We start from the raw sequence: 17,373 nt of genomic DNA, 5'->3' as shown, positions 1-17,373 counted from the left end.
ACGGACAGAACTGAGTAGAATTAGTGAACGATGCTCGACCTTCACCGCCTCCGGATCCTCCGCGAACTGAGTGCTCGCGGAACGGTTCACAGTGCCGCCCGGTCGCTCGGCTACTCGCCGAGCGCCATCTCGCAGCAGCTTGCCGTGCTCGAACGCGAGGCAGGCGCAAAGCTGCTCGAGCGCACCGGCCGGAACGTGCGACTCACCGATGCCGGCCGGGCGCTGGTTCGCCACGCGGCCGTCCTGCTCGACGGGATGGAGGCCGCTGAAGCAGAGGTCGCCGCGATCGCGGCCGGCCGGCCGACCGGCGTCGTACGGGTGTCGGCTTTTCAGTCGGCCTTCCTGCGCATCGTCGCGCCCGCGGTCGCGACGCTGGCCGGAAGCCATCCCGACATCCGGATCGAAGTCACCGAGGCGGAGGTCGAGGCAGCGATACCGGCCCTGCGACTGCGTCAGCTCGACGCGGTGGTCGGTGACGAGTACTCCGACCAGCCGCGGCCGGTCCACGCAGACCTGGCCCGCGAGTCCCTGGTGCGGGAACAGGTGCGTCTGGTCCTGCCCGAAACGCATCCGCTCGCGGGCCACCGGCAAGTGCGAATGGCGCAGCTCGCCGACGCGCGATGGGCCGCTTGCCAGCCCGGTACCGGCCATCGCGACATGCAGATCCGCGCCTGCCGCGCCCTCGGCGGCTTCGAACCCGACCTGCGCTACGCCTCGGACGACTTCCTGATCCTAGTCGAGATGGTCCGGGCCGCCGGCGCCTGCGCGCTCCTCCCCGACCTCGTTCTCGGGTACGGCGTACCGGGCGTCGCCGTACGGACGCTTGCCGAGGGCACCATCGACCGCGAGGTCTTCCTCCTCACCCGCGCCGCCCGCACCCCTGCGGTCGAGGTTGTCGCCGCCGCCCTCCATGAAGCCGCGCCCTAGACCTCCTTCGACGGCTGGACGACGATCTGCGAGAGGTTGACGTGCCGGGGACGGCTCGCGATGTACGCGACCACGTCGGCAAGCTCCTCCGGCTGGACAGCCGACAGGCTGGCCCGCATTTCGTCGACCATCGCCCGCAGGTCTGCCGGGAAGTCGTCGGCCAGCTCGGTCCCACCAGTCATCCCCGGTTCGACATTCGTCACCCGGATCCCGTCGGGTGCGAGCTCGGCCCGGATGCTCCGCGACCAGTATGTGACGGCCGCCTTCGTGGCGCCGTACGTGGTCATCCCTGCCATGTACCGGTCGGCCGCGAGGGAGGAGATGTTGACGAGGTCGGTCGTCCGCTCGGCGGCGGACCGCTTCAACGCGGGCAGGAAGGCGTGGGTCACCTCCAGCAGACCTTTGAGGTTCACATCCACCATTTGCTGCCATTCAGTCACCGGCACCTCGCCGAACGGCTGGAGTTTCATCAGCCCGGCGCTGTTCACCAGCAGATCCACGTCACCAAGCTGCTGCTGGACTGTGGCCGCTGCTCGCTCGACCGCTGCCGGGTCGGTGATGTCCGTCGGTACGGCGAGGGCTCGTCCACCTGCTTCGACGATCTGGGCGGCGAGCTTCTCCAGCCGGTGGGCCCGGCGGGCGAGCAGGGCAACCGCGGCACCGTCGGCGGCGAGGCGGGTAGCGATGGCGGCGCCGATTCCGCTGGCGGCGCCGGTGACAACTGCGATTCGAGATTCAGTCATGGCTCCACCCTCGGGCGGACGCCGGGGCCGGAACAGATCCGCTCCGACCCTAGGTCTGGCAGTACCACCCAGCCTGGATACTGGAACGGTGAGACGTGAGCTCGGTGAGTATCTGCAGAGCCGGCGCGCCCGGGTGAGCCCGGAGGAGGCCGGCCTGCCCAACGGCGCGGCCCGGCGGGTGCCAGGGCTGCGCCGCGAGGAAGTGGCGATGCTGGCCAACGTCAGCGTCGACTACTACATCCGGCTCGAGCAGGGTCGCGCCGGCAACCCCTCCGAGACGGTTCTCGGCGCGGTAGCGGACGCTCTCCGGCTGACCACGGCCGAGCGCGACCACCTGTTCTCGCTCGCGGCACCGGGCCAGCGGCCCAGCCCGCCACCAGCCGAGGTACGGCCCCAGCTCGCCGCGATGATCCACGCGCTGCGCGACGTACCGGCGATCGTGGTCGACCGGCTGACCAACGTCCTGGCCTGGAACGACGGCGCCGCCCTGATCCTCGCCGACTTCGCCGAGCTCTCCGTCGAGCAGCGCAACCTCACCCGCATGCACTTCCTCGACCCGGCGATGCGCGCCCTGCACGGCAACTGGGAGCAGGTCGCCCGGGACGCGGTGGCCCAACTCCGGCACACCGCAGCCGGCTACGCCTCCGACCCCGAACTGGCCGCGCTGGTCGCGGAACTCAGCGCCGCCAGCCCCGAGTTCGCCGCGTACTGGAACGCCCACGACGTCGCGACCCGGACTCCGTGCGCGAAGGTCCTCAACCACCCGACGGCCGGGCGACTCAGTTTCTCCCTGGAGTCGCTGGTGCTTCCGGCTGACGACGGCCAGTACGTGATGACGTACACCCCGGCCGACGAGCCCACCAGAATGGCCCTGCTCGCCGCCGCTCGCTGACGGTTAGGTGCGGAGCGACTCGAGCAGCCCGGTCAGGGCCGTGAGGGTCTGTTTCAGGTCGCGGCGCGGATGGTCGGAGCCGGCCAGCCAGAGCGCGGCCTCGTTCATTGCCCCCGACAACAGATGCGCGAGGGGGACGACCGGCTGACGAGCAATCTCACCTTCGTCGACCAGCCGGTTCAGCACGTCGATCAGCTGCTGCATCGAGGTGGACGCGTCGAGCCGACGCCAGGTCCCCCAGCCAAGCACCGCCGGCGCATCGATCAGCATGATCTGCTGCCTGTGCGGCTCGGCGCTCGCGGTCAGGAAGGTCCGGCAGCCGACAACCAGTTGCTGCCAACTGTCCAGCCCCTCAGTTGCCTGCTCGATCCGCTCGGCGACCTCGGCGTGGACCTGCTCCAGCACCGCCTGGAACAGCGCGTCCTTGCCATCGAAGTAGTGGTAGAGCGCGCCTTTGGTGACACCGGCCGCGTCGACGATCTCGGCCAGGCTCACCTGGCCATATCCCTTGTCTGCAAAGAGTTCACGAGCCGCGGCGACCAGCGTCGCGGTCGTCTCCTCGCGCTGTTGCGCCTTGGTCCTGGCCGGCATGGGGCCACTCTACCGCGATTGACATACCGATGGTACGGATCTAGCTTTGCAGAACACATACCGACGGTATGTATCTCGTTCGATGAGGAGAGCCATGAAGGTGTCCAGCTTTTACCCCGTGATCTGCACCGAGGCCGAGCTGGTCGCGGTGACGCGCGACTTCTACGTGCAGCACTTCGGCTTCACGGTGACGTTCGACTCGGGGTGGTACGTCAGCCTTCGGCTGGACGGTGACCCCGGCTACGAACTGGCCGTGCTCGACGCGTCCCACTCGACCATCCCGGCGGCCGGACGGCGTACCGTCAGCGGTTTGCTGCTGAACTTCGAGGTCGACGACGTCGACGCCGTCCACCACGACCTCGTCGAGGTCGCCGGCCTGGAGCCGGCCTTGACATTGCGCAGCGAGGACTTCGGCCAGCGACACTTCATCGTGACCGATCCGGCCGGCGTCCTGATCGACGTAATCACCGAAATCGAGCCCTCCACCGACTTCGCCGCCAACTTCACCGGCGCCTAGACACGATGGTGCTCGAGCGTTTGGTGGTGCTCGGCGCCGATCTCACCGACCGGGCTCACGTGCACCGTCGCATCGAGCAGGCGAGGCACAGCATGCAGCAACGCGTGCTCGGCCTCGACGGCGATCAGGTGGCCGGCGACGAGATCGAGACCGGGATCGGCACTGATACTGGCTTCGGCCCGCAATCGATGGCCCGTCCAGCGCAGCCGGACGACGGCGACCTCGCGCACCCCGCGCACCGCTCGCAAGGCCGCCTCCGCGGAATCCAGCAACTCCGGCTCCACGGCATCCATCAGGCGCCGGTAGATCGACACAGCCGCTCCCTTGAGGACGACGAGGATCGCGCCGGTGATGAGGAGCCCGACGATCGGATCGGCGAGCGGGAAGCCGGCCAGTACGCCGAGCGCTGCCAGCACCACGGCGAGCGACGTGAACCCGTCGGTGCGCGCGTGCAGCCCGTCCGCGACCAACGCGGCCGACCCGATCTTCCGGCCGACCCGGATCCGGTAGACGGCAACCACCTCGTTCCCCGCGAAGCCGATCAGGCCGGCCGCGAGGACGACGTACGGGTTCTGGATCGGCTGCGGTTCGACCAGGCGCCGGATCGACTCATAGCCCGCGACCACGGCCGACAGGGCGATCATCAGCACGATGAACACGCCGGCGAGATCCTCGGCGCGCCCGAACCCGTAGGGGTAGCGGCGGGTGGCCGCGCGCCGGCCGACAACGAACGCGATCCACAGCGGTACCGCGGTCAGCGCATCGGAGAAGTTGTGGATGGTGTCGGCCAGCAGGGCCGTCGAACCGGTGAAGAGGACAACGACCAACTGCGCGACCGCCGTCAGACCGAGCACGACCAGACTGATTTTCAGCGCCCGCACACCCTCGGTACTGGCCTCCAGTTCGGAGTCGACCGAGTCGGCCGCGTCATGGCTGTGCGGGCGAAACACCGAACCGATGGCCGAGCGCAGCCCCCGGCCCTCATGCCCATGCCCGTGCCCGTGTCCATGTCCAAGTCCTTGGCCGCTCATCACGTTACTATGTCATATGCGCATGTATGCATGGATGCGATCGTGAAGTCCGACGAGGACCTCGGATCGCCGTCCGACAGCCAGGTGACGGTCGCCGTCGACACGTTCCGCCTGCTCGCCGATCCGACGCGTCTGCGCCTGCTCTGGGCGCTGGCCGACGGTGCGGAACTCGATGTCAGCACGTTGGCGGAGATGCTCGGCGTGCCGCAGCCCGCGACGTCGCAGCACCTTGCCCGGCTCCGTCTGTCCGGGGCGGTGGACGTTCGCAAGGACGGCCGTCGATCGCTGTACTCGATCCGCGGCGTCCACCTGCGCCGGGTGATCTCCGAGGCGCTCTTCCACGCCGACCACACGGTGACCGGAGAGCCACCCCACAACTGACAGGACGTACGCCGCCCCGACCGCCCGGAACGGTGGTGGACACGCCGGGTGATCGAGCGGCGGTTGGTGCGGCTGTTCGACACTCAAGGTGACGAAAACGGCCATCGGGAGGGCGTCGATGCTCACTGATCCTCCGCCTCCGCATGCTCACTACGACCGTGCCGCGGCGGCCCGGATCCTCTTCGAGTTGGCGGCGGGCGAGCTGTTCCGGCCGGCCGCGTGGGACGAGCAGCCTCCCCGCACGATCGAGTACCGCGAAGAGGTACTGCGCCCGGCGCGCGGAAGTCACCTCACCGCCGGACAACTGTCCTACGTACTGCGCTACCTCCAGCCCTGCCCGACCTACCTGGTCACCTCCGCCGGCTCACGCATCACCTGGCGCGACAGCGACGGCATCGTCAACGTCGGCCACACCGGACCGCTCGGCGCGGCCGTTCCGGTGGTCGCACGCGAAGCGACGCTGATGCTGTGGAAGATGCTGGCCGGCAACCAAACACTCGCCCGTCGAGCGGCCGAGCTGAGCCGCGAGGAGCGGGCCGTCCTCGCCGCGACGACGACCGACGGGGTGCCGCTCGACATCTTCCGCACCGGCATCGACGCAGCAGCGAAAGCCCTTGTCCAGCACGCTTTTCTGGCCAGACAAACCTCCTGTACTACGCCGGCCGAGTTCGCTCGCGCGCTCCTCGACGGCGGCATCTTCAAGACGGTCGCCAGCACCTGGTACTGGAGCCTGCAGGCAACCACCTATCGGCGCGGCATCATCCCGGCCTCCTTGGTCACGTACGCCGGTCAGGTGCGCTACTCGGTCGACACCACGATCACCCTTCGCGCCTTGAAGGACGCCCAACTCGAGGCCGCCAGGGAACTCGCCGACCGAGCCCGGTCGGCGAACGTGGAACTCGGGACGCTCCTGGACGACGGCCACGGCACCACCCCATCCAGCGCCGCGCAGTACGCACATCTGGCGGCCGGCGATCGGCCGCGCTGTCCCGCGCAGGCGACCCAAGCGAGCAACGGGCACCGATGGAGCGTTCTCGACCAAGTGGCGCATGCCTTCGTCGAGACCTTCACGCAGCTCGTCGACGTCATCGAGGTGATACCGACCGCGGCCGCTGCCAAGGCCGCGTCCGGTGTGATCGGCGAGGTGTTCGAAGTACCGGACATGACGTGCGACCACTGCACGAAGACCATCACGCGAGCGCTCGGAGAGCTTGGCGTCGATCCGCCCGAGTTCGACCTCGTCACCAAGCGGGTGATCGCCGCGTTCCCGTCCGCCGAGATCCGGGAACGCAGTTTCGAGGCGATTCGCGAGCGCGGCTACACCGTCGTACCGGTCACCTGACGCTGGCAGTTCGGGCAGATGCCGACGAGCTCGACGGTGTGCGCGACCTCGGCGAATCCCGACTCGTCGGCCAAACGCGCGGCCCAGTGCTCGACGACGTCGGCGTTCACCGTGCGACTGAAGCCGCAGCTCCGGCAGACGAGGTAGTGACAGTGCCCCGCCGCCGGACGCCGCCGGTAGAACCGCTTGCCCACTTCATCTCGTATGACGTCCACGCGACCCGCTCGCTCCAGCTCCCGCAGGGCGCGGTACACCGTCGTCAGACCGACGGAGGTGCCGGCCGACTCCAGCAACTCATGCAACTCGCCAACCGAGACAAGATCCCGGCAGCCGGACAGAGTATCGAGGATCGCAGCCCGCTGCCGCGTCCGGCGCAACCCGATACTCGCGGCCGACAACTCCTCCATACCCCAACTGTACATGGAAATCATTTCCAACAACTGACATCAGACGACGCGACTACTTGCCGGCGCAGGGGTGCGGAGTACTAGTACGCCGATCGCGGACCACGTCGCGCACATGACCACCAAAGCGACGTCGTGCCACGGATCGACCGGGATCGCGATTGCTGCGAACGCCGCGATCCCGGCAAGTGCCAGCAACTGCCACCCACCTGGTGCCCGCGAGTGTCGACGCAGTGCCAGTCCCCAACTGACCTGGCCGATCGACAGCAACAGCATGCCCAGCGCGAAGAGCAGGAACGACAGTTCCAGCGGTCCTCCGAGGACGACGCCAGTGATCAGGACGACTAGGCAGAACGCCGTCAGGAGCCCGGCTCCGGCCATCGACAGGAAAGCTCCGGCGCGGGCCGGCTTCGTACTGCGCGCTGATTCTCGGCGCAGGCCGCTCACGGCAACAGTCAGCAGCGCGAACCCGAGCGTGCTCATGGTCAGCAGCAGCACGAACGCCGGCATCTTGGTGACGGTTCCGTCGTCGCGCTGAGCGTTCAGCAGCCACTCACCTTGGGTGCCCGCCACCATCAAGACACCAGCTGCGGCCGCTGCTCGGCCGGTGGAACCAACAGTCGTCAACATCAGGAAGCTCCTTCCCCTTCCGGCGTCCGTCGCCGGTCCTTCGAAGCTAGGAAAGGCGAGCACCACCGGTCGTCGGCCGCGCTGCGGTTTTCGTGGTCACCCGTGTGGCGGACGGGACGGCCGCGCGACTCCACCTCACTATGGATGTACGTCGGCAGCGAAGTCGCTACCGTCGAGACATGCCCCGCGCGCGTTTGCCAGTACTCGCCGACCTCGTGGTCGTGCTTGTCCTGGCGCTGTCCGCGCTCGGCCAGGTGTGGACCTCCCCGGTGACCGCCTTGGAAGGCGGCCGGGGTGTGCACAGCCTTCTGGTGGTGGGGTTCACGCTGCCCCTGATGGTCCGGAGGAGGTTCGCGGTCGCCGTCTTCGGGATCGTGATCGCCGCCGCGTGGATTCAGCTCCAGCTGGGTGGTGGCCTCGGGCAACCGTTCTTCGCAGTACTCCTTGCGCTGTACTCCGTGGGCGCCCATGCCCCCCGGCCTGCGACCCTGGTGGGGCCGGGAGCCGTTGTCCTGATGGCGGTGTTCATCGACGGTCCGCGCCTGAGGGACGGGGAGCCTTGGGACCAGGTGGTGCCGGCCTGGTTCATCCTCCTTGCGGTTTGGGCGTTCGGTCGCTGGATGCGCCGCCGGGCGGTGGAATCCGCCGCGCTCAACGCGCGGGCGGAGGCGGCCGAGCGGGACAAGGAGGAGCAGGCCGCGCGTGCCGTGGCCGACGAGCGGGCCCGGATCGCCCGCGAGCTGCACGATCTCGTTGCCCACAGCATGGGTGTCATCGTGATCCAGGCCCAGGGCGCCCAGCGGGCGATCGATGCCGCACCCGAACAGGCGCGCGCCGCACTGTCTTCGATCGAGACCGCGGGCCGTACCGGGCTGGCCGAGCTGCGGCGGCTGCTCGGACTACTCAGCCCGGAGCCCGGTGACGCGGACACGACTCCGCAACCGACGCTCGAGCAGCTACCCGACCTGATAACCGGCGTACGAGGGGCAGGCCTCACTGTCGACCTGAAGATCGAGGGAGTGGTCCGCGCCCTGCCCGCAGGCGTGGAGTTGACCGGCTATCGCGTTGTGCAGGAGGCGATGACCAACGTCTTGAAGCACGCCGCGGGGGCTCCGGTCGAAGTGCGGCTCCGCTACGAGCCGGACTGCCTCGACATCGAAGTACAGGACACCGGCCCTGCGGACGGTGACAGCGGCGACGGGGCGGACAGTGGAGGTCGGGGGTTGATCGGGATGCAGGAGCGAGTTTCCCTGTACGGCGGGACGTTCCGCGCCGCTCCCCGACCCGAAGGCGGCTTCGCTGTCCACGCGCGGATCCCGGCCGACGGGCGGCAGCGATGATCCGCGTTCTGCTCGTCGACGACGAAGAACTCGTCCGCACCGGACTGCGGATGATCCTCGACGCCGAGCCCGGCATCACCGTGGCCGGCGACGCCGCCGACGGCGAGGCCGCGCTCGCTCGCCTCGATGAGCTCCACCCGGACGTCGTACTGATGGACGTCCGGATGCCGCGGATGGACGGCCTCGAGGCGACCCGGCGCATCTGTGCCGGACATCCCGGGGCGAAAGTCGTCGTACTGACCACCTTTGACCTCGACGAACACGTCTACGCGGCCCTGGCCGCCGGCGCCAGCGGCTTCCTGCTCAAGGACGCCCCAGCAAGCCAACTGGTGCACGCCATCCGCGTCGTCGCCGACGGAGACGCCCTGCTGGCGCCAAGCGTGACCCGCCGGCTCATCGCGCGGTTCACCGACCAGCCACCCCCTCGACCGAAACTCCCAGCTGACCTGACACCCCGCGAGACCGAAGTACTCGCACTGCTCGCCGAGGGACTCTCGAACACGGAGATCGCCGAGCGCCTGGTGGTCGGCGACGCCACCGTCAAGACTCACGTCGCCCGCGTACTGATGAAGTTGGGCGTCCGGGACCGCGTCCAAGCAGTCGTGCTCGCCTATCGCTCCGGATTGGTCAGCTGATCAAGTCGCGTGGCGGCGGCGGTAGGCCGCGATCCGGTTCCGGTTCTGGCAGGTGACGGAACAGAAGCGGCGGTGAGCCCGCGGCGAGATGTCGATGTAGACGTCGGCACAGTTGTCCGCCGAGCACAGGCCGACCCGGGCAGAGTCGTGGTCGGCGAGCTGTTGGCGCAGGGTGAGCCCGGCGGCTGCCAGCACCGCGAGGCTCGGGTCCTCGACCCACCAAGTCGCCGCGAGGCCTCCGTCAGCGAGCCCGATCGTGGGTCGTACGCCGGTCCGTTCGAGAACACCGGAGAGCGTGCGGACCCGTTCGGCCGGGTCGCCGTTCGCGAACACCGGGAAGATCGCGTCAGCGGTCCGCTCCAGAGTCTGCGAATCCGCGCCGGCCCAGCCTGGCAGCAGCGCTTCAGTCGACTCCGGAAAACCTTCCCGCTGGCCGGTTGCCCGTGGGACCGTCCCCCAGCCGTTGACGACCGCCACCACCGTCGGGATTTCCAATCGGTCGATGAACATCCTGCCAGTGTAACGCCATGAACCCAGACATGGCGTTGCGGAACAGCCGCGGCGTACCGTAACGTCATGGATGGGTTGATGACGTTACGAGAGTGATGGTGACCTGATGCGGGCAGGCGTGCGGGAATGGATCGGGCTGGCGGTCTTGGCTTTGCCGTGTGCAGTGGTTTCGATGGATGCGACCGTGCTGAACCTCGCGATCCCGAAGATCAGCACCGCGCTTCATCCGAGCGGTCCGCAACAGCTGTGGATCGCCGACAGCTACTCGTTCGTGCTCGCTGGACTCCTGATGACGATGGGCATGGTCGGCGACCGGATCGGGCGCCGCCGGCTGCTCCTGGCAGGTGCGAGTGTCTTCGCGGCAGGCTCGGTTCTCGCCGCTTTCGCAACAGGTCCCGGCCAGCTCATCGCGGCCCGCGTACTCCTCGGACTGGCCGGTGCAACGCTGATGCCGTCCACGCTCTCGCTGATCCGCACGATGTTCGCGGATGCAGCGCAGCGGCGTTTCGCCCTCGCAGTCTGGACGGCAAGCTTCGCACTCGGCGGATTGGCCGGCCCGCTGATCGGAGGTCTGCTGCTGGCTCGCTACTGGTGGGGTTCGGTGTTTCTGGTCGCCGTACCAATCATGCTGGTGCTGCTGACACTCGGACCGCTCGTGCTTCCGGAATTCCGCGGCCGGAACGCACCGCGCATCGACGTTCTCAGCTCGGCGCTCTCGTTCGGTGCCGTTCTGAGCTTCGTGTACGGAATGAAGAAGCTGGCCGCCAGCGGCCCGCAGCCGATGCACTTCGGCGCGGCAGCAGCGGGCGCCGTACTGGCAGGGTGCTTCCTCCTGCGTCAGCGGCACATTGATCAGCCGGCCATCGAGCCCGCGCTGTTCCGTACGATCTCCTTCAGCGTGCCGCTCGCCGTCTTGGCGTTGAGTTTCTTCGTCCTGTACGGCACACAGTTCATCACCGCGCAGTACCTGCAGGTCACCCTCGGCCTGTCCGCACTACAGGCAGGCCTAGCGTCCCTCCCTGGAACGGTCGCCTACCTGACAGGATCGCTCCTGGCGCCAAGCATCACCAGACGACTAGGCACTTCCCGCGGCCTGTCTGGCAGCCTGCTCATCAGTGCGACAGGCTACGGCCTGCTGGCGCTGGTGGCATGGGGCGGACTGTGGATAGTGGTCGCCGGCTTCGTTGTCTTCTCCATCGGCCTGGCCGGGGTCTACGTCCTGGCCACAGACCTCACAGTCTCGACAGCACCTCCAGAACGAGCCGGAGCGACGTCGGCCCTCTTGGAGACCAGCGCCAACCTGGGAGGCGCACTCGGCATCGCGAGCCTCGGCAGCATCGTCCTGGCCGTGCGCAACCACGCCGACACAAGCTCTACCCTCACCCAGGGCTATCAACTGGCCGAACTGGTAGCCACCTCAGCCATCCTCATCGCCGCCACCGCGACCATCATCCTTCTGCGCTCGCGATCAGCGCAGAAGGTGCCTTCAGCAACAGTTTTGTAGGTAGGTCTGGAGGTCGGCGAGGGCGGCGGCACTGCCGTCGCGGTCGGCTTGGTACAGGACCGTTTTGCCTTCGCGGCGGGAGGTGACGATGCGGCCGCGGCGGAGCAGGTCGAGTTGCTGGGAGGCGGTGGACTGGCCGATGCCGGCCTGCTCGGCGACCTCGTTGACCGACAGCTCGGCGCCACGCGAGAACAGCAGCATGATGCGTTGCCGGGTCGGGCTGGCGAGAGCCTTGAGGAAGTCATGCGTGGAGGCGGACAGCTCGGTACGACCACTGGTCGGAGACGGCGCCGGATCGCTCGACCGACTCTTACCCGCTGCCATCCCGCGACTCCCTTCGCCGAAGGCCAGCCTAGCTCATATCGTTATTTCGTCATATCGCAATATGACGATATGTTGCCGTCATGACTTCCTCTCCTGTGGTGATCATCGGTGCCGGCCAATCCGGCCTAGCTGCTGCGAAAGCCGCCGAGTCGGCCGGTCTCCGGGCCCTGGTGCTCGAAGCCGGCGACCGACCGGCCGGTTCCTGGCCGTCGTACTACGACTCGCTGACCCTCTTCTCCCCAGCCCGCTACAGCAGCTTCCCCGGTACGCCGTTCCCCGGCGACCCGGATCGGTATCCAACCCGCGACGAGGTGGTGGCCTACCTCGAAAGCTATGCCGCGACGCTGGACACCGAGATCCGTCTGGGCACCCGAGTGGCAGCAGTCGAGCAAGCCGACCCGGGTTTCATCGTGCGCGCTGACGGTGGAGAAACGATCAACGCAGCCGCGGTCATCGCCGCGACAGGTTCGTTCGCCACACCTTATGTACCGACGATTCGCGGCCAGGAGCGGTTCGACGGCGAGGTCCTGCACGTAGCGGAGTACAGGGATCCGAAACCGTACGCCGGGAAGCGGGTTGTCGTGGTCGGAGCGGGCAACTCCGCGGTGCAAGTCGCGTACGAACTGGCCGAATTCGCACATGTCACCTTGGCAGCGCGAAGACCGGTGCAGTTCGTACCGCAGATCCGTGGCGGGCGCGACATGCACTATTGGCTGCACACGCTACGGCTGGACCTACTGCCACCTTCAGTGCTCTCCCGCCTGATCAAAGGCACCCCGGTCTTCGACACCGGCAACTACCGCGCGGCTCTGGAGTCGGGCGAAATCACTCAACGCCCGATGTTCACAACCTTCGACAGTGAGGGCGTCGTCTGGGAAAGCGGCGCCCGAGAGCCTGTCGACGTCGTGCTGTTCGCCACCGGCTACCGCCCCCACCTGCCCTACCTGGAACCCCTAGGATCCCTCGACCCCACAGGCCTGCCGCTCCACAAACGCGGCATCTCACTAACCCACCGCGGCCTGGCCTATCTCGGCGTCGAGTTCCAGCGATCCTTCTCATCAAACACCTTGCGCGGCGTACATCGTGACGCCACCTATGTCGTCAAAGCACTGAAAGCCCGAGGCTGAGTCATCACGATCACCCGACGGTGGCCATCACTCCTCAGATCCGACCGGCCCGGCGCCGATCACGGCGACCGGGAGGGCCTACGAGGGACGATCACCGGGTTTCTCCAAGTTTTACAGGTGATTTGGTCAGATGCTCTACCGTCGCCACGACGAGAGCGGCGGCGGCGAGCAGGGTTCGGGGCTCGACTCGATCAGGGGTCTCGGCTGGTGTTTGATAGCCCGGCATGCCCATACCGATGCCGATCGATGGCAGGCCGGCAGCGGCGTAGCGACGGTTGTCGGACGCCATCGCGCCCGCACGCAGCGGTACTCCGGTTTGCCGACCGGCCTGATCGAGAGCGGCCAGTAACGGCTCGGCGGGGCCACCAGCCTCGACAGCAGCCGCTTCACCAAGCTGCGCGGCACCGTCGACGTTGACGACATAGGTGCCAGCGGCAACTTGTGGGGCGTGATGCGCAGAACCACGCGCACCGGCTTCCTCGCCGTCGAGCAAGGCCACCGCCAGGCCTGTACCGCTTGGCAGACTCCCGGCCAGCAGCCGGGCCGCCTCCAGGACCACCGCTACCCCTGACGCGTTGTCGGCCGCCGCCGGCAATCGGACTTCCGGGTCGTCACCCACGCCGTCGTAGTGAGCCGTGAGCAAGACGGACAAGCCGCCTGGCGAGGGGGCCGAGAAGACGCCGTACACGTTGCGACCGGTTGTGCGGATCGTGCGCATCGGGACAGATCCCGCGATCTCACCGAGTCCGTTGCTCAGCTCGGCATGCAGGTCGGTGCGCACCGACAGAATCGGGACGAGTCCGGTCGGCGGACCGGCGATCATCTTCGGCATCCATCCTTCGTCGTCGACACCGCGAGGCACCAGCAGGCCGATCGCGTCTTCGGCCTCTGCCCGGGACACCGTCTCCTGGTCGGCGGCCGGTACGAGCAGCCATCGTGCTCGCCACGACCGCGCCTCCGCGGTGGCCAACTGACCGGTCACCGGAGTGGGCAGCTCGGTCGAGGTGAGTTGCTCGGCGAAGTCCCGGCGATGGACCAGCAGCGTATCGCGGTAGCTCAGGACCGGCGTTGCCTGCAGTTCGCGGACGCCGCTGACCGCGAACTCGTCGACCTCGACCACCGCACCAAGCTCAGCGAGCCGGCCGGCCAGCCACTCAGCCGCGGCCCGACCGCCAGGTGTGCCGACCCGGCGGCCGGTGAACCGGTCCGCCGCCAGCGCATGCACGGTAGCGAGCATGCGCTCCGCGGAGGCGTCACCAGGACCGCCGCTGCCGAACAGAGGAGCCGCAGCGGCGTCCAGAGCAGCTGGCGATCCCGGCGACGCGGTAGTCATCCGCAGCACCCGCCTACAGCAGCCGCTGCAGGCTCAGTCGCAGCCGTAGAACCGCAGCAACCGCCAGCGGCCACCACTGCATCGGTGCCGCAGCAGCCACCGGCTTCAGCCGAGGTGGACGCCGTACCGACCGCCGTACTGCCGCAACAGTTGCCAGCTGCCGGCGGCGTGAATGCCTCGGATGGGCTCCCAGCGAACCCGCCAGCCGTACTTTCGCTTGCCATGATCTTCTCCCTTGGTGCCACAGTTCAGTGAACGATCGGGACGTGCAGCGATTGCGTGCGAATCCGGTCGCGCAGCGCTTGCGAACGGCACTGCGCAGTGCACACCTGGCCGCAGGCCTCGCAGAGTTCGACCGACGCACGACTCCTCGACAGACGCTCGATGAGCTTCAACATCACTCCTCCTTCCACCCGGGCCGGAGTCGGCACCGGGAACTATATTGACATTCATCGAATTAGCGATACCCAGCTTGCCTTCTGTTTCGACAAGAGTCAAGATAGACACATGTCGAAACAGGAGATCGCCTTCGGATCAAGCGGTGGCTGCTGTAGGCCGATCTCTGACGCGGCGCTGGATCCGGTGGCGGCGAGCGAGGGCGCGGCGGTTTTCAAGGCGCTGGCCGACCCTGTCCGGCTGCGACTGATGTCGATCATCGCCTCGGCCGGGGACGAGATCTGTGTCTGCGACCTCACTCCGCTGTTCGACGTCAGTGGTCCGACGATCTCCCACCACCTGCGCGTACTACGCGATGCCGGCCTGGTCGACTGCGAACGCCGCGGCACATGGGTGTACTACTGGCCACTCCCCGAGCGCATGGCGTGGCTCTCCACCTTGCTGTCAGTGCCTGCCGGCGCCGGAGCAGGCAACTGAACGCGCAGGCGCCTCGCGAGGTCGGCACGGTAATTGTCGGTGGCGGCCAAGCAGCACTGGCGACCGGTTTCTACCTGCGCCGTGCCGGCCTCACCCCTGGCCAGGACTTCGTCATCCTGGACGCCTCGGACCGGCCCGGTGGCGCTTGGGCGAAGATGTGGCCGACTCTCCGGACCTTCTCGCCGACCCAGCACTCCTCGTTGCCGGGCTGGATGATGCCGCCCTGGACCGCCGACGACGGGTATCCCCTCGCGGCCCACGTCGTCGACTACCTCACGCAGTACGAGAATCGGTACGAACTCGCAGTACGCCGTCCTGTGCGGGTCACCTCGGTCCGGTACGGCGATCGCGGCCGCCTCGCGGTCTCCACGGATCACGGTGACTGGCTAGCCGACAACGTCATCTCCGCCACCGGCACGTGGTCCAGGCCGTTCATCCCGAAGTACCCGGGGCACTTCGCCGGGCGACAACTCCACACCGCGCAGTACCGGCGGGCGTCCGACTTCGCAGGTCAACGGGTGATGATCGTGGGCGGCGGCAACTCGGCCGCCCAGATTCTCGCCGAGGTGTCCGAGGTCGCCGAGACGACCTGGGTGACCCCGCGACCGCCGCGCTTCCTCCCCGACGAGGTCGACGGCCGCGCCCTCTTCGAGATCGCCACCGCCCGCCGCCGCGCCCGCGATGCCGGCCAAACCGACACGGGCGGCGTCGGCGGCCTTGGCGACATCGTCATGGTCGACACCGTCCGCAAGGCCCGCGACCGCAACGTCCTCCACTCCCGCGGCCCACTGCACCAACTCACCAAGCATGGCGCCCGCCTGTACGACGGAAGCCAGGTAGACCTGGACACCATCATCTGGTGCACCGGCTTCAGACCCGCCCTACAACACCTAGCACCACTTGACCTCCGCGGACCCCACGGCCTCATCCCCACCGAAGGAACCCAAGCCCGCAAGGAACCCCGACTCCACCTGATCGGCTACGGCGACTGGACCGGCCCCGCCTCAGCAACCCTCATAGGCATAGGCCAAACCCTCCGCACCTTGCCCACCACAATCAAGTAAGCCGAACCACGGTCAACTGAGCAGATCAGAGGGGCGCAAGTCTCCTGCGGGCAACCGTGCGGTCCGGTCAGGGACTGTGAGCCCGGTGTCTATGCCTTGCTCGCCACCACCATGTAGTTCTCGGCCTCGGGGTTGTACGTGCTCCTTTCCGTCCGGAGTCCGACGTGGTGCAACTCGGCTACGAGTTGGTCGTATCGGTAGGGCCAGCACGACAGCAGTTCCGAGCGGACAAGAACCGACCCAGCCGGATCAACTTGCGCGATCGCGATCTCGATGTGGTGCTCCTCCTCCCAATGCGGCGCAATCTCCCAGCGGTAGACCACGACGGCATCGCGACCGTTCCGGCGTACAAGACGGTCACTGATGTCGAGCCGGGAACCTCTGGCTCTCACGAGTTCCCAGGTGCGGGAGGTGAGTACCAAGCGCCCGCCACGGCGCAGAACCCGTGACATCGACTCCAGAGCAGCAACCCTGCCTCTCGCGCCCTCGGCATGGTGCAGCGAGTTGCCAACGCAGAACACCATGTCGAAGGTGTCGTCATCGAAATGGTCGGGCAACTCTTGCCAGTCCGCCCGCACTGTCCGGACAGGTGCCGCGAATTCCTCAGCCAACTCTGCAGTCCGACGAACCATCTCTTCGCTGGCGTCAGTTGCGACCACCTGCATGCCACGACCGGCGAGGCCGACCGCCAACTGTCCGGTTCCGCACGAACAATCGAGGACGTGAGCGTTCGGCGGCAGGAGACTGAGGACGTCGTCGAACGACGCAGCGAACTCGGCCGGGGCCAGCTTCGCATCCGAGATGAGCCACTCGTACACCTCGGCCAGCGCGTTATAGCTCGTCACAACTACTACCTCCGACACGGGGCAGACTCACGGTCGCACATCAGTACATCAGCGGAGCAAGCCGACCCACCAATGGTTTTGCAAGGCCAACCCGCCCCACTCCTCATCGCGGAAACCTGCATTAAACACACCGGGGCTTACCCTTCGGCTCTATACCTACATGCTGCCGTCTTCGCACGGGCGAGCGCGTAAGGCCGTCGACAACCTACTGGCTGCGATCTTCCTTTGAAATCTCGAGCCTCCTCGGCCCGGCCGGACCCGCCGCGACCCGGACCATCCACCGCGTATTCCCGCGGCTGGACGGTGGGCGCGACGGCGGCGCGTGCATGCGCCGGAGGCGCCAAAGAACTGTCGCCGCCG

At 67.6% G+C, this 17,373-nt stretch carries 21 protein-coding genes; 11 read left to right on the top strand and 10 right to left on the bottom strand.

The window, feature by feature from the left end:
* Window positions 1-30: 30 nt before the first annotated feature.
* The gene (locus AB0F51_RS22050) at window positions 31-927 is read left to right on the top strand and encodes a LysR family transcriptional regulator (RefSeq protein WP_360282723.1); all 897 of its coding nucleotides are present in this window, start codon (window positions 31-33) and stop codon (window positions 925-927) included.
* On the opposite strand, the gene AB0F51_RS22045 is transcribed toward AB0F51_RS22050, so the two are convergent.
* Window positions 924-1,670, bottom strand: a complete 747-nt coding sequence (locus AB0F51_RS22045) for an SDR family oxidoreductase (protein ID WP_360282721.1) — start codon at window positions 1,668-1,670, stop codon at window positions 924-926. The genes AB0F51_RS22050 and AB0F51_RS22045 overlap by 4 nt on opposite strands.
* Before the next feature lie 88 nt (window positions 1,671-1,758).
* On the opposite strand from AB0F51_RS22045, the gene AB0F51_RS22040 reads away from it, so the two are divergent.
* Entirely contained in the window at window positions 1,759-2,562 is an 804-nt protein-coding gene (locus AB0F51_RS22040; RefSeq protein WP_360282719.1) for a helix-turn-helix transcriptional regulator, read from the top strand.
* Window positions 2,563-2,565: 3 nt separating this feature from the next.
* Here the strand turns inward: AB0F51_RS22040 and AB0F51_RS22035 are convergent, their stop codons facing one another.
* A complete protein-coding gene (locus AB0F51_RS22035) occupies window positions 2,566-3,153 on the bottom strand; it encodes a TetR/AcrR family transcriptional regulator (RefSeq protein ID WP_360282717.1) in 588 nt (195 codons plus the stop codon).
* Window positions 3,154-3,247: 94 nt separating this feature from the next.
* Here AB0F51_RS22035 and AB0F51_RS22030 point away from each other — a divergent pair, with 94 nt between their 5' ends.
* Window positions 3,248-3,670 (top strand): VOC family protein, encoded by a 423-nt coding sequence (locus AB0F51_RS22030; protein WP_360282715.1) that lies wholly within the window; start codon window positions 3,248-3,250, stop codon window positions 3,668-3,670.
* Here AB0F51_RS22030 and AB0F51_RS22025 read toward each other — a convergent pair.
* On the bottom strand, window positions 3,667-4,701 hold the full coding sequence (locus AB0F51_RS22025) for a cation diffusion facilitator family transporter (RefSeq protein ID WP_360282713.1): 1,035 nt from the start codon (window positions 4,699-4,701) through the stop codon (window positions 3,667-3,669). The genes AB0F51_RS22030 and AB0F51_RS22025 overlap by 4 nt on opposite strands.
* Before the next feature lie 30 nt (window positions 4,702-4,731).
* On the opposite strand from AB0F51_RS22025, the gene AB0F51_RS22020 reads away from it, so the two are divergent.
* Complete coding sequence (locus AB0F51_RS22020; RefSeq protein ID WP_360282711.1) at window positions 4,732-5,082, top strand: metalloregulator ArsR/SmtB family transcription factor; 351 nt, start codon at window positions 4,732-4,734, stop codon at window positions 5,080-5,082.
* 118 nt (window positions 5,083-5,200) lie between these two features.
* Window positions 5,201-6,424 (top strand): heavy-metal-associated domain-containing protein, encoded by a 1,224-nt coding sequence (locus AB0F51_RS22015; protein WP_360282709.1) that lies wholly within the window; start codon window positions 5,201-5,203, stop codon window positions 6,422-6,424.
* Here the strand turns inward: AB0F51_RS22015 and AB0F51_RS22010 are convergent.
* Together AB0F51_RS22010 and AB0F51_RS22005 are read right to left on the bottom strand one after the other, a co-directional pair.
* Complete coding sequence (locus AB0F51_RS22010; protein ID WP_360282707.1) at window positions 6,400-6,831, bottom strand: Fur family transcriptional regulator; 432 nt, start codon at window positions 6,829-6,831, stop codon at window positions 6,400-6,402. The two genes, AB0F51_RS22015 and AB0F51_RS22010, sit on opposite strands and share 25 nt — an antisense overlap.
* 39 nt (window positions 6,832-6,870) lie before the next feature.
* On the bottom strand, window positions 6,871-7,458 hold the full coding sequence (locus tag AB0F51_RS22005; protein WP_360282705.1) for a hypothetical protein: 588 nt from the start codon (window positions 7,456-7,458) through the stop codon (window positions 6,871-6,873).
* 179 nt (window positions 7,459-7,637) lie between these two features.
* On the opposite strand from AB0F51_RS22005, the gene AB0F51_RS22000 reads away from it, so the two are divergent.
* Window positions 7,638-8,798, top strand: a complete 1,161-nt coding sequence (locus AB0F51_RS22000; RefSeq protein ID WP_360282703.1) for a histidine kinase — start codon at window positions 7,638-7,640, stop codon at window positions 8,796-8,798.
* Entirely contained in the window at window positions 8,795-9,433 is a 639-nt protein-coding gene (locus tag AB0F51_RS21995) for a response regulator transcription factor (protein WP_360282701.1), read from the top strand. The genes AB0F51_RS22000 and AB0F51_RS21995 overlap by 4 nt, the downstream gene beginning before the upstream one ends.
* On the opposite strand, the gene AB0F51_RS21990 is transcribed toward AB0F51_RS21995, so the two are convergent.
* A complete protein-coding gene (locus tag AB0F51_RS21990; protein WP_360282700.1) occupies window positions 9,434-9,943 on the bottom strand; it encodes a CGNR zinc finger domain-containing protein in 510 nt (169 codons plus the stop codon).
* A gap of 172 nt (window positions 9,944-10,115) precedes the next feature.
* On the opposite strand from AB0F51_RS21990, the gene AB0F51_RS21985 reads away from it, so the two are divergent.
* Window positions 10,116-11,447, top strand: coding sequence for an MFS transporter (locus tag AB0F51_RS21985; protein ID WP_360282698.1), 1,332 nt, complete (start codon window positions 10,116-10,118; stop codon window positions 11,445-11,447).
* On the opposite strand, the gene AB0F51_RS21980 is transcribed toward AB0F51_RS21985, so the two are convergent.
* Window positions 11,430-11,771, bottom strand: coding sequence for a metalloregulator ArsR/SmtB family transcription factor (locus AB0F51_RS21980; RefSeq protein WP_360282696.1), 342 nt, complete (start codon window positions 11,769-11,771; stop codon window positions 11,430-11,432). The two genes, AB0F51_RS21985 and AB0F51_RS21980, sit on opposite strands and share 18 nt — an antisense overlap.
* A gap of 80 nt (window positions 11,772-11,851) precedes the next feature.
* On the opposite strand from AB0F51_RS21980, the gene AB0F51_RS21975 reads away from it, so the two are divergent.
* Window positions 11,852-12,898, top strand: coding sequence for an NAD(P)/FAD-dependent oxidoreductase (locus tag AB0F51_RS21975; RefSeq protein WP_360282694.1), 1,047 nt, complete (start codon window positions 11,852-11,854; stop codon window positions 12,896-12,898).
* A 91-nt stretch (window positions 12,899-12,989) separates the two neighbouring features.
* Here the strand turns inward: AB0F51_RS21975 and AB0F51_RS21970 are convergent, their stop codons facing one another.
* Together AB0F51_RS21970 and AB0F51_RS21965 are read right to left on the bottom strand one after the other, a co-directional pair.
* Entirely contained in the window at window positions 12,990-14,231 is a 1,242-nt protein-coding gene (locus AB0F51_RS21970) for a M28 family peptidase (RefSeq protein WP_360282692.1), read from the bottom strand.
* 248 nt (window positions 14,232-14,479) lie between these two features.
* On the bottom strand, window positions 14,480-14,629 hold the full coding sequence (locus tag AB0F51_RS21965; RefSeq protein WP_360282690.1) for a hypothetical protein: 150 nt from the start codon (window positions 14,627-14,629) through the stop codon (window positions 14,480-14,482).
* Window positions 14,630-14,738: 109 nt separating this feature from the next.
* Here AB0F51_RS21965 and AB0F51_RS21960 point away from each other — a divergent pair, with 109 nt between their 5' ends.
* Window positions 14,739-15,104: a metalloregulator ArsR/SmtB family transcription factor gene (locus AB0F51_RS21960; protein ID WP_360282688.1), complete on the top strand. Its 366-nt coding sequence runs from the start codon at window positions 14,739-14,741 to the stop codon at window positions 15,102-15,104.
* Window positions 15,053-16,168 (top strand): ArsO family NAD(P)H-dependent flavin-containing monooxygenase, encoded by a 1,116-nt coding sequence (locus AB0F51_RS21955; RefSeq protein ID WP_360282686.1) that lies wholly within the window; start codon window positions 15,053-15,055, stop codon window positions 16,166-16,168. The genes AB0F51_RS21960 and AB0F51_RS21955 overlap by 52 nt, the downstream gene beginning before the upstream one ends.
* An 89-nt stretch (window positions 16,169-16,257) precedes the next feature.
* Here the strand turns inward: AB0F51_RS21955 and AB0F51_RS21950 are convergent, their stop codons facing one another.
* A complete protein-coding gene (locus tag AB0F51_RS21950) occupies window positions 16,258-17,013 on the bottom strand; it encodes a class I SAM-dependent methyltransferase (RefSeq protein WP_360282684.1) in 756 nt (251 codons plus the stop codon).
* Window positions 17,014-17,373 lie beyond the last annotated feature (360 nt).

It is taken from the genome of Kribbella sp. NPDC023855 (assembly GCF_040639475.1).
Classification (GTDB): domain Bacteria; phylum Actinomycetota; class Actinomycetes; order Propionibacteriales; family Kribbellaceae; genus Kribbella.
The sequence above is the reverse complement of the archived record's forward strand: the minus strand, read 5'-3'. Positions and strand labels throughout refer to the sequence as shown.

Bases quoted from the DNA above. Each gene is read 5' to 3' on its own strand.
- AB0F51_RS22050 (WP_360282723.1), top strand. From the start codon at position 31: ATGCTCGACCTTCACCGCCTCCGGATCCTCCGCGAACTGAGTGCTCGC.
- AB0F51_RS22045 (WP_360282721.1), bottom strand. From the start codon at position 1,670: ATGACTGAATCTCGAATCGCAGTTGTCACCGGCGCCGCCAGCGGAATC.
- AB0F51_RS22035 (WP_360282717.1), bottom strand. From the start codon at position 3,153: ATGCCGGCCAGGACCAAGGCGCAACAGCGCGAGGAGACGACCGCGACG.
- AB0F51_RS22030 (WP_360282715.1), top strand. From the start codon at position 3,248: ATGAAGGTGTCCAGCTTTTACCCCGTGATCTGCACCGAGGCCGAGCTG.
- AB0F51_RS22025 (WP_360282713.1), bottom strand. From the start codon at position 4,701: ATGAGCGGCCAAGGACTTGGACATGGACACGGGCACGGGCATGGGCAT.
- AB0F51_RS22020 (WP_360282711.1), top strand. From the start codon at position 4,732: ATGGATGCGATCGTGAAGTCCGACGAGGACCTCGGATCGCCGTCCGAC.
- AB0F51_RS22015 (WP_360282709.1), top strand. From the start codon at position 5,201: ATGCTCACTGATCCTCCGCCTCCGCATGCTCACTACGACCGTGCCGCG.
- AB0F51_RS22010 (WP_360282707.1), bottom strand. From the start codon at position 6,831: ATGGAGGAGTTGTCGGCCGCGAGTATCGGGTTGCGCCGGACGCGGCAG.
- AB0F51_RS22005 (WP_360282705.1), bottom strand. From the start codon at position 7,458: ATGTTGACGACTGTTGGTTCCACCGGCCGAGCAGCGGCCGCAGCTGGT.
- AB0F51_RS22000 (WP_360282703.1), top strand. From the start codon at position 7,638: ATGCCCCGCGCGCGTTTGCCAGTACTCGCCGACCTCGTGGTCGTGCTT.
- AB0F51_RS21995 (WP_360282701.1), top strand. From the start codon at position 8,795: ATGATCCGCGTTCTGCTCGTCGACGACGAAGAACTCGTCCGCACCGGA.
- AB0F51_RS21990 (WP_360282700.1), bottom strand. From the start codon at position 9,943: ATGTTCATCGACCGATTGGAAATCCCGACGGTGGTGGCGGTCGTCAAC.
- AB0F51_RS21985 (WP_360282698.1), top strand. From the start codon at position 10,116: ATGGATGCGACCGTGCTGAACCTCGCGATCCCGAAGATCAGCACCGCG.
- AB0F51_RS21980 (WP_360282696.1), bottom strand. From the start codon at position 11,771: ATGGCAGCGGGTAAGAGTCGGTCGAGCGATCCGGCGCCGTCTCCGACC.
- AB0F51_RS21975 (WP_360282694.1), top strand. From the start codon at position 11,852: ATGACTTCCTCTCCTGTGGTGATCATCGGTGCCGGCCAATCCGGCCTA.
- AB0F51_RS21970 (WP_360282692.1), bottom strand. From the start codon at position 14,231: ATGACTACCGCGTCGCCGGGATCGCCAGCTGCTCTGGACGCCGCTGCG.
- AB0F51_RS21965 (WP_360282690.1), bottom strand. From the start codon at position 14,629: ATGTTGAAGCTCATCGAGCGTCTGTCGAGGAGTCGTGCGTCGGTCGAA.
- AB0F51_RS21960 (WP_360282688.1), top strand. From the start codon at position 14,739: ATGTCGAAACAGGAGATCGCCTTCGGATCAAGCGGTGGCTGCTGTAGG.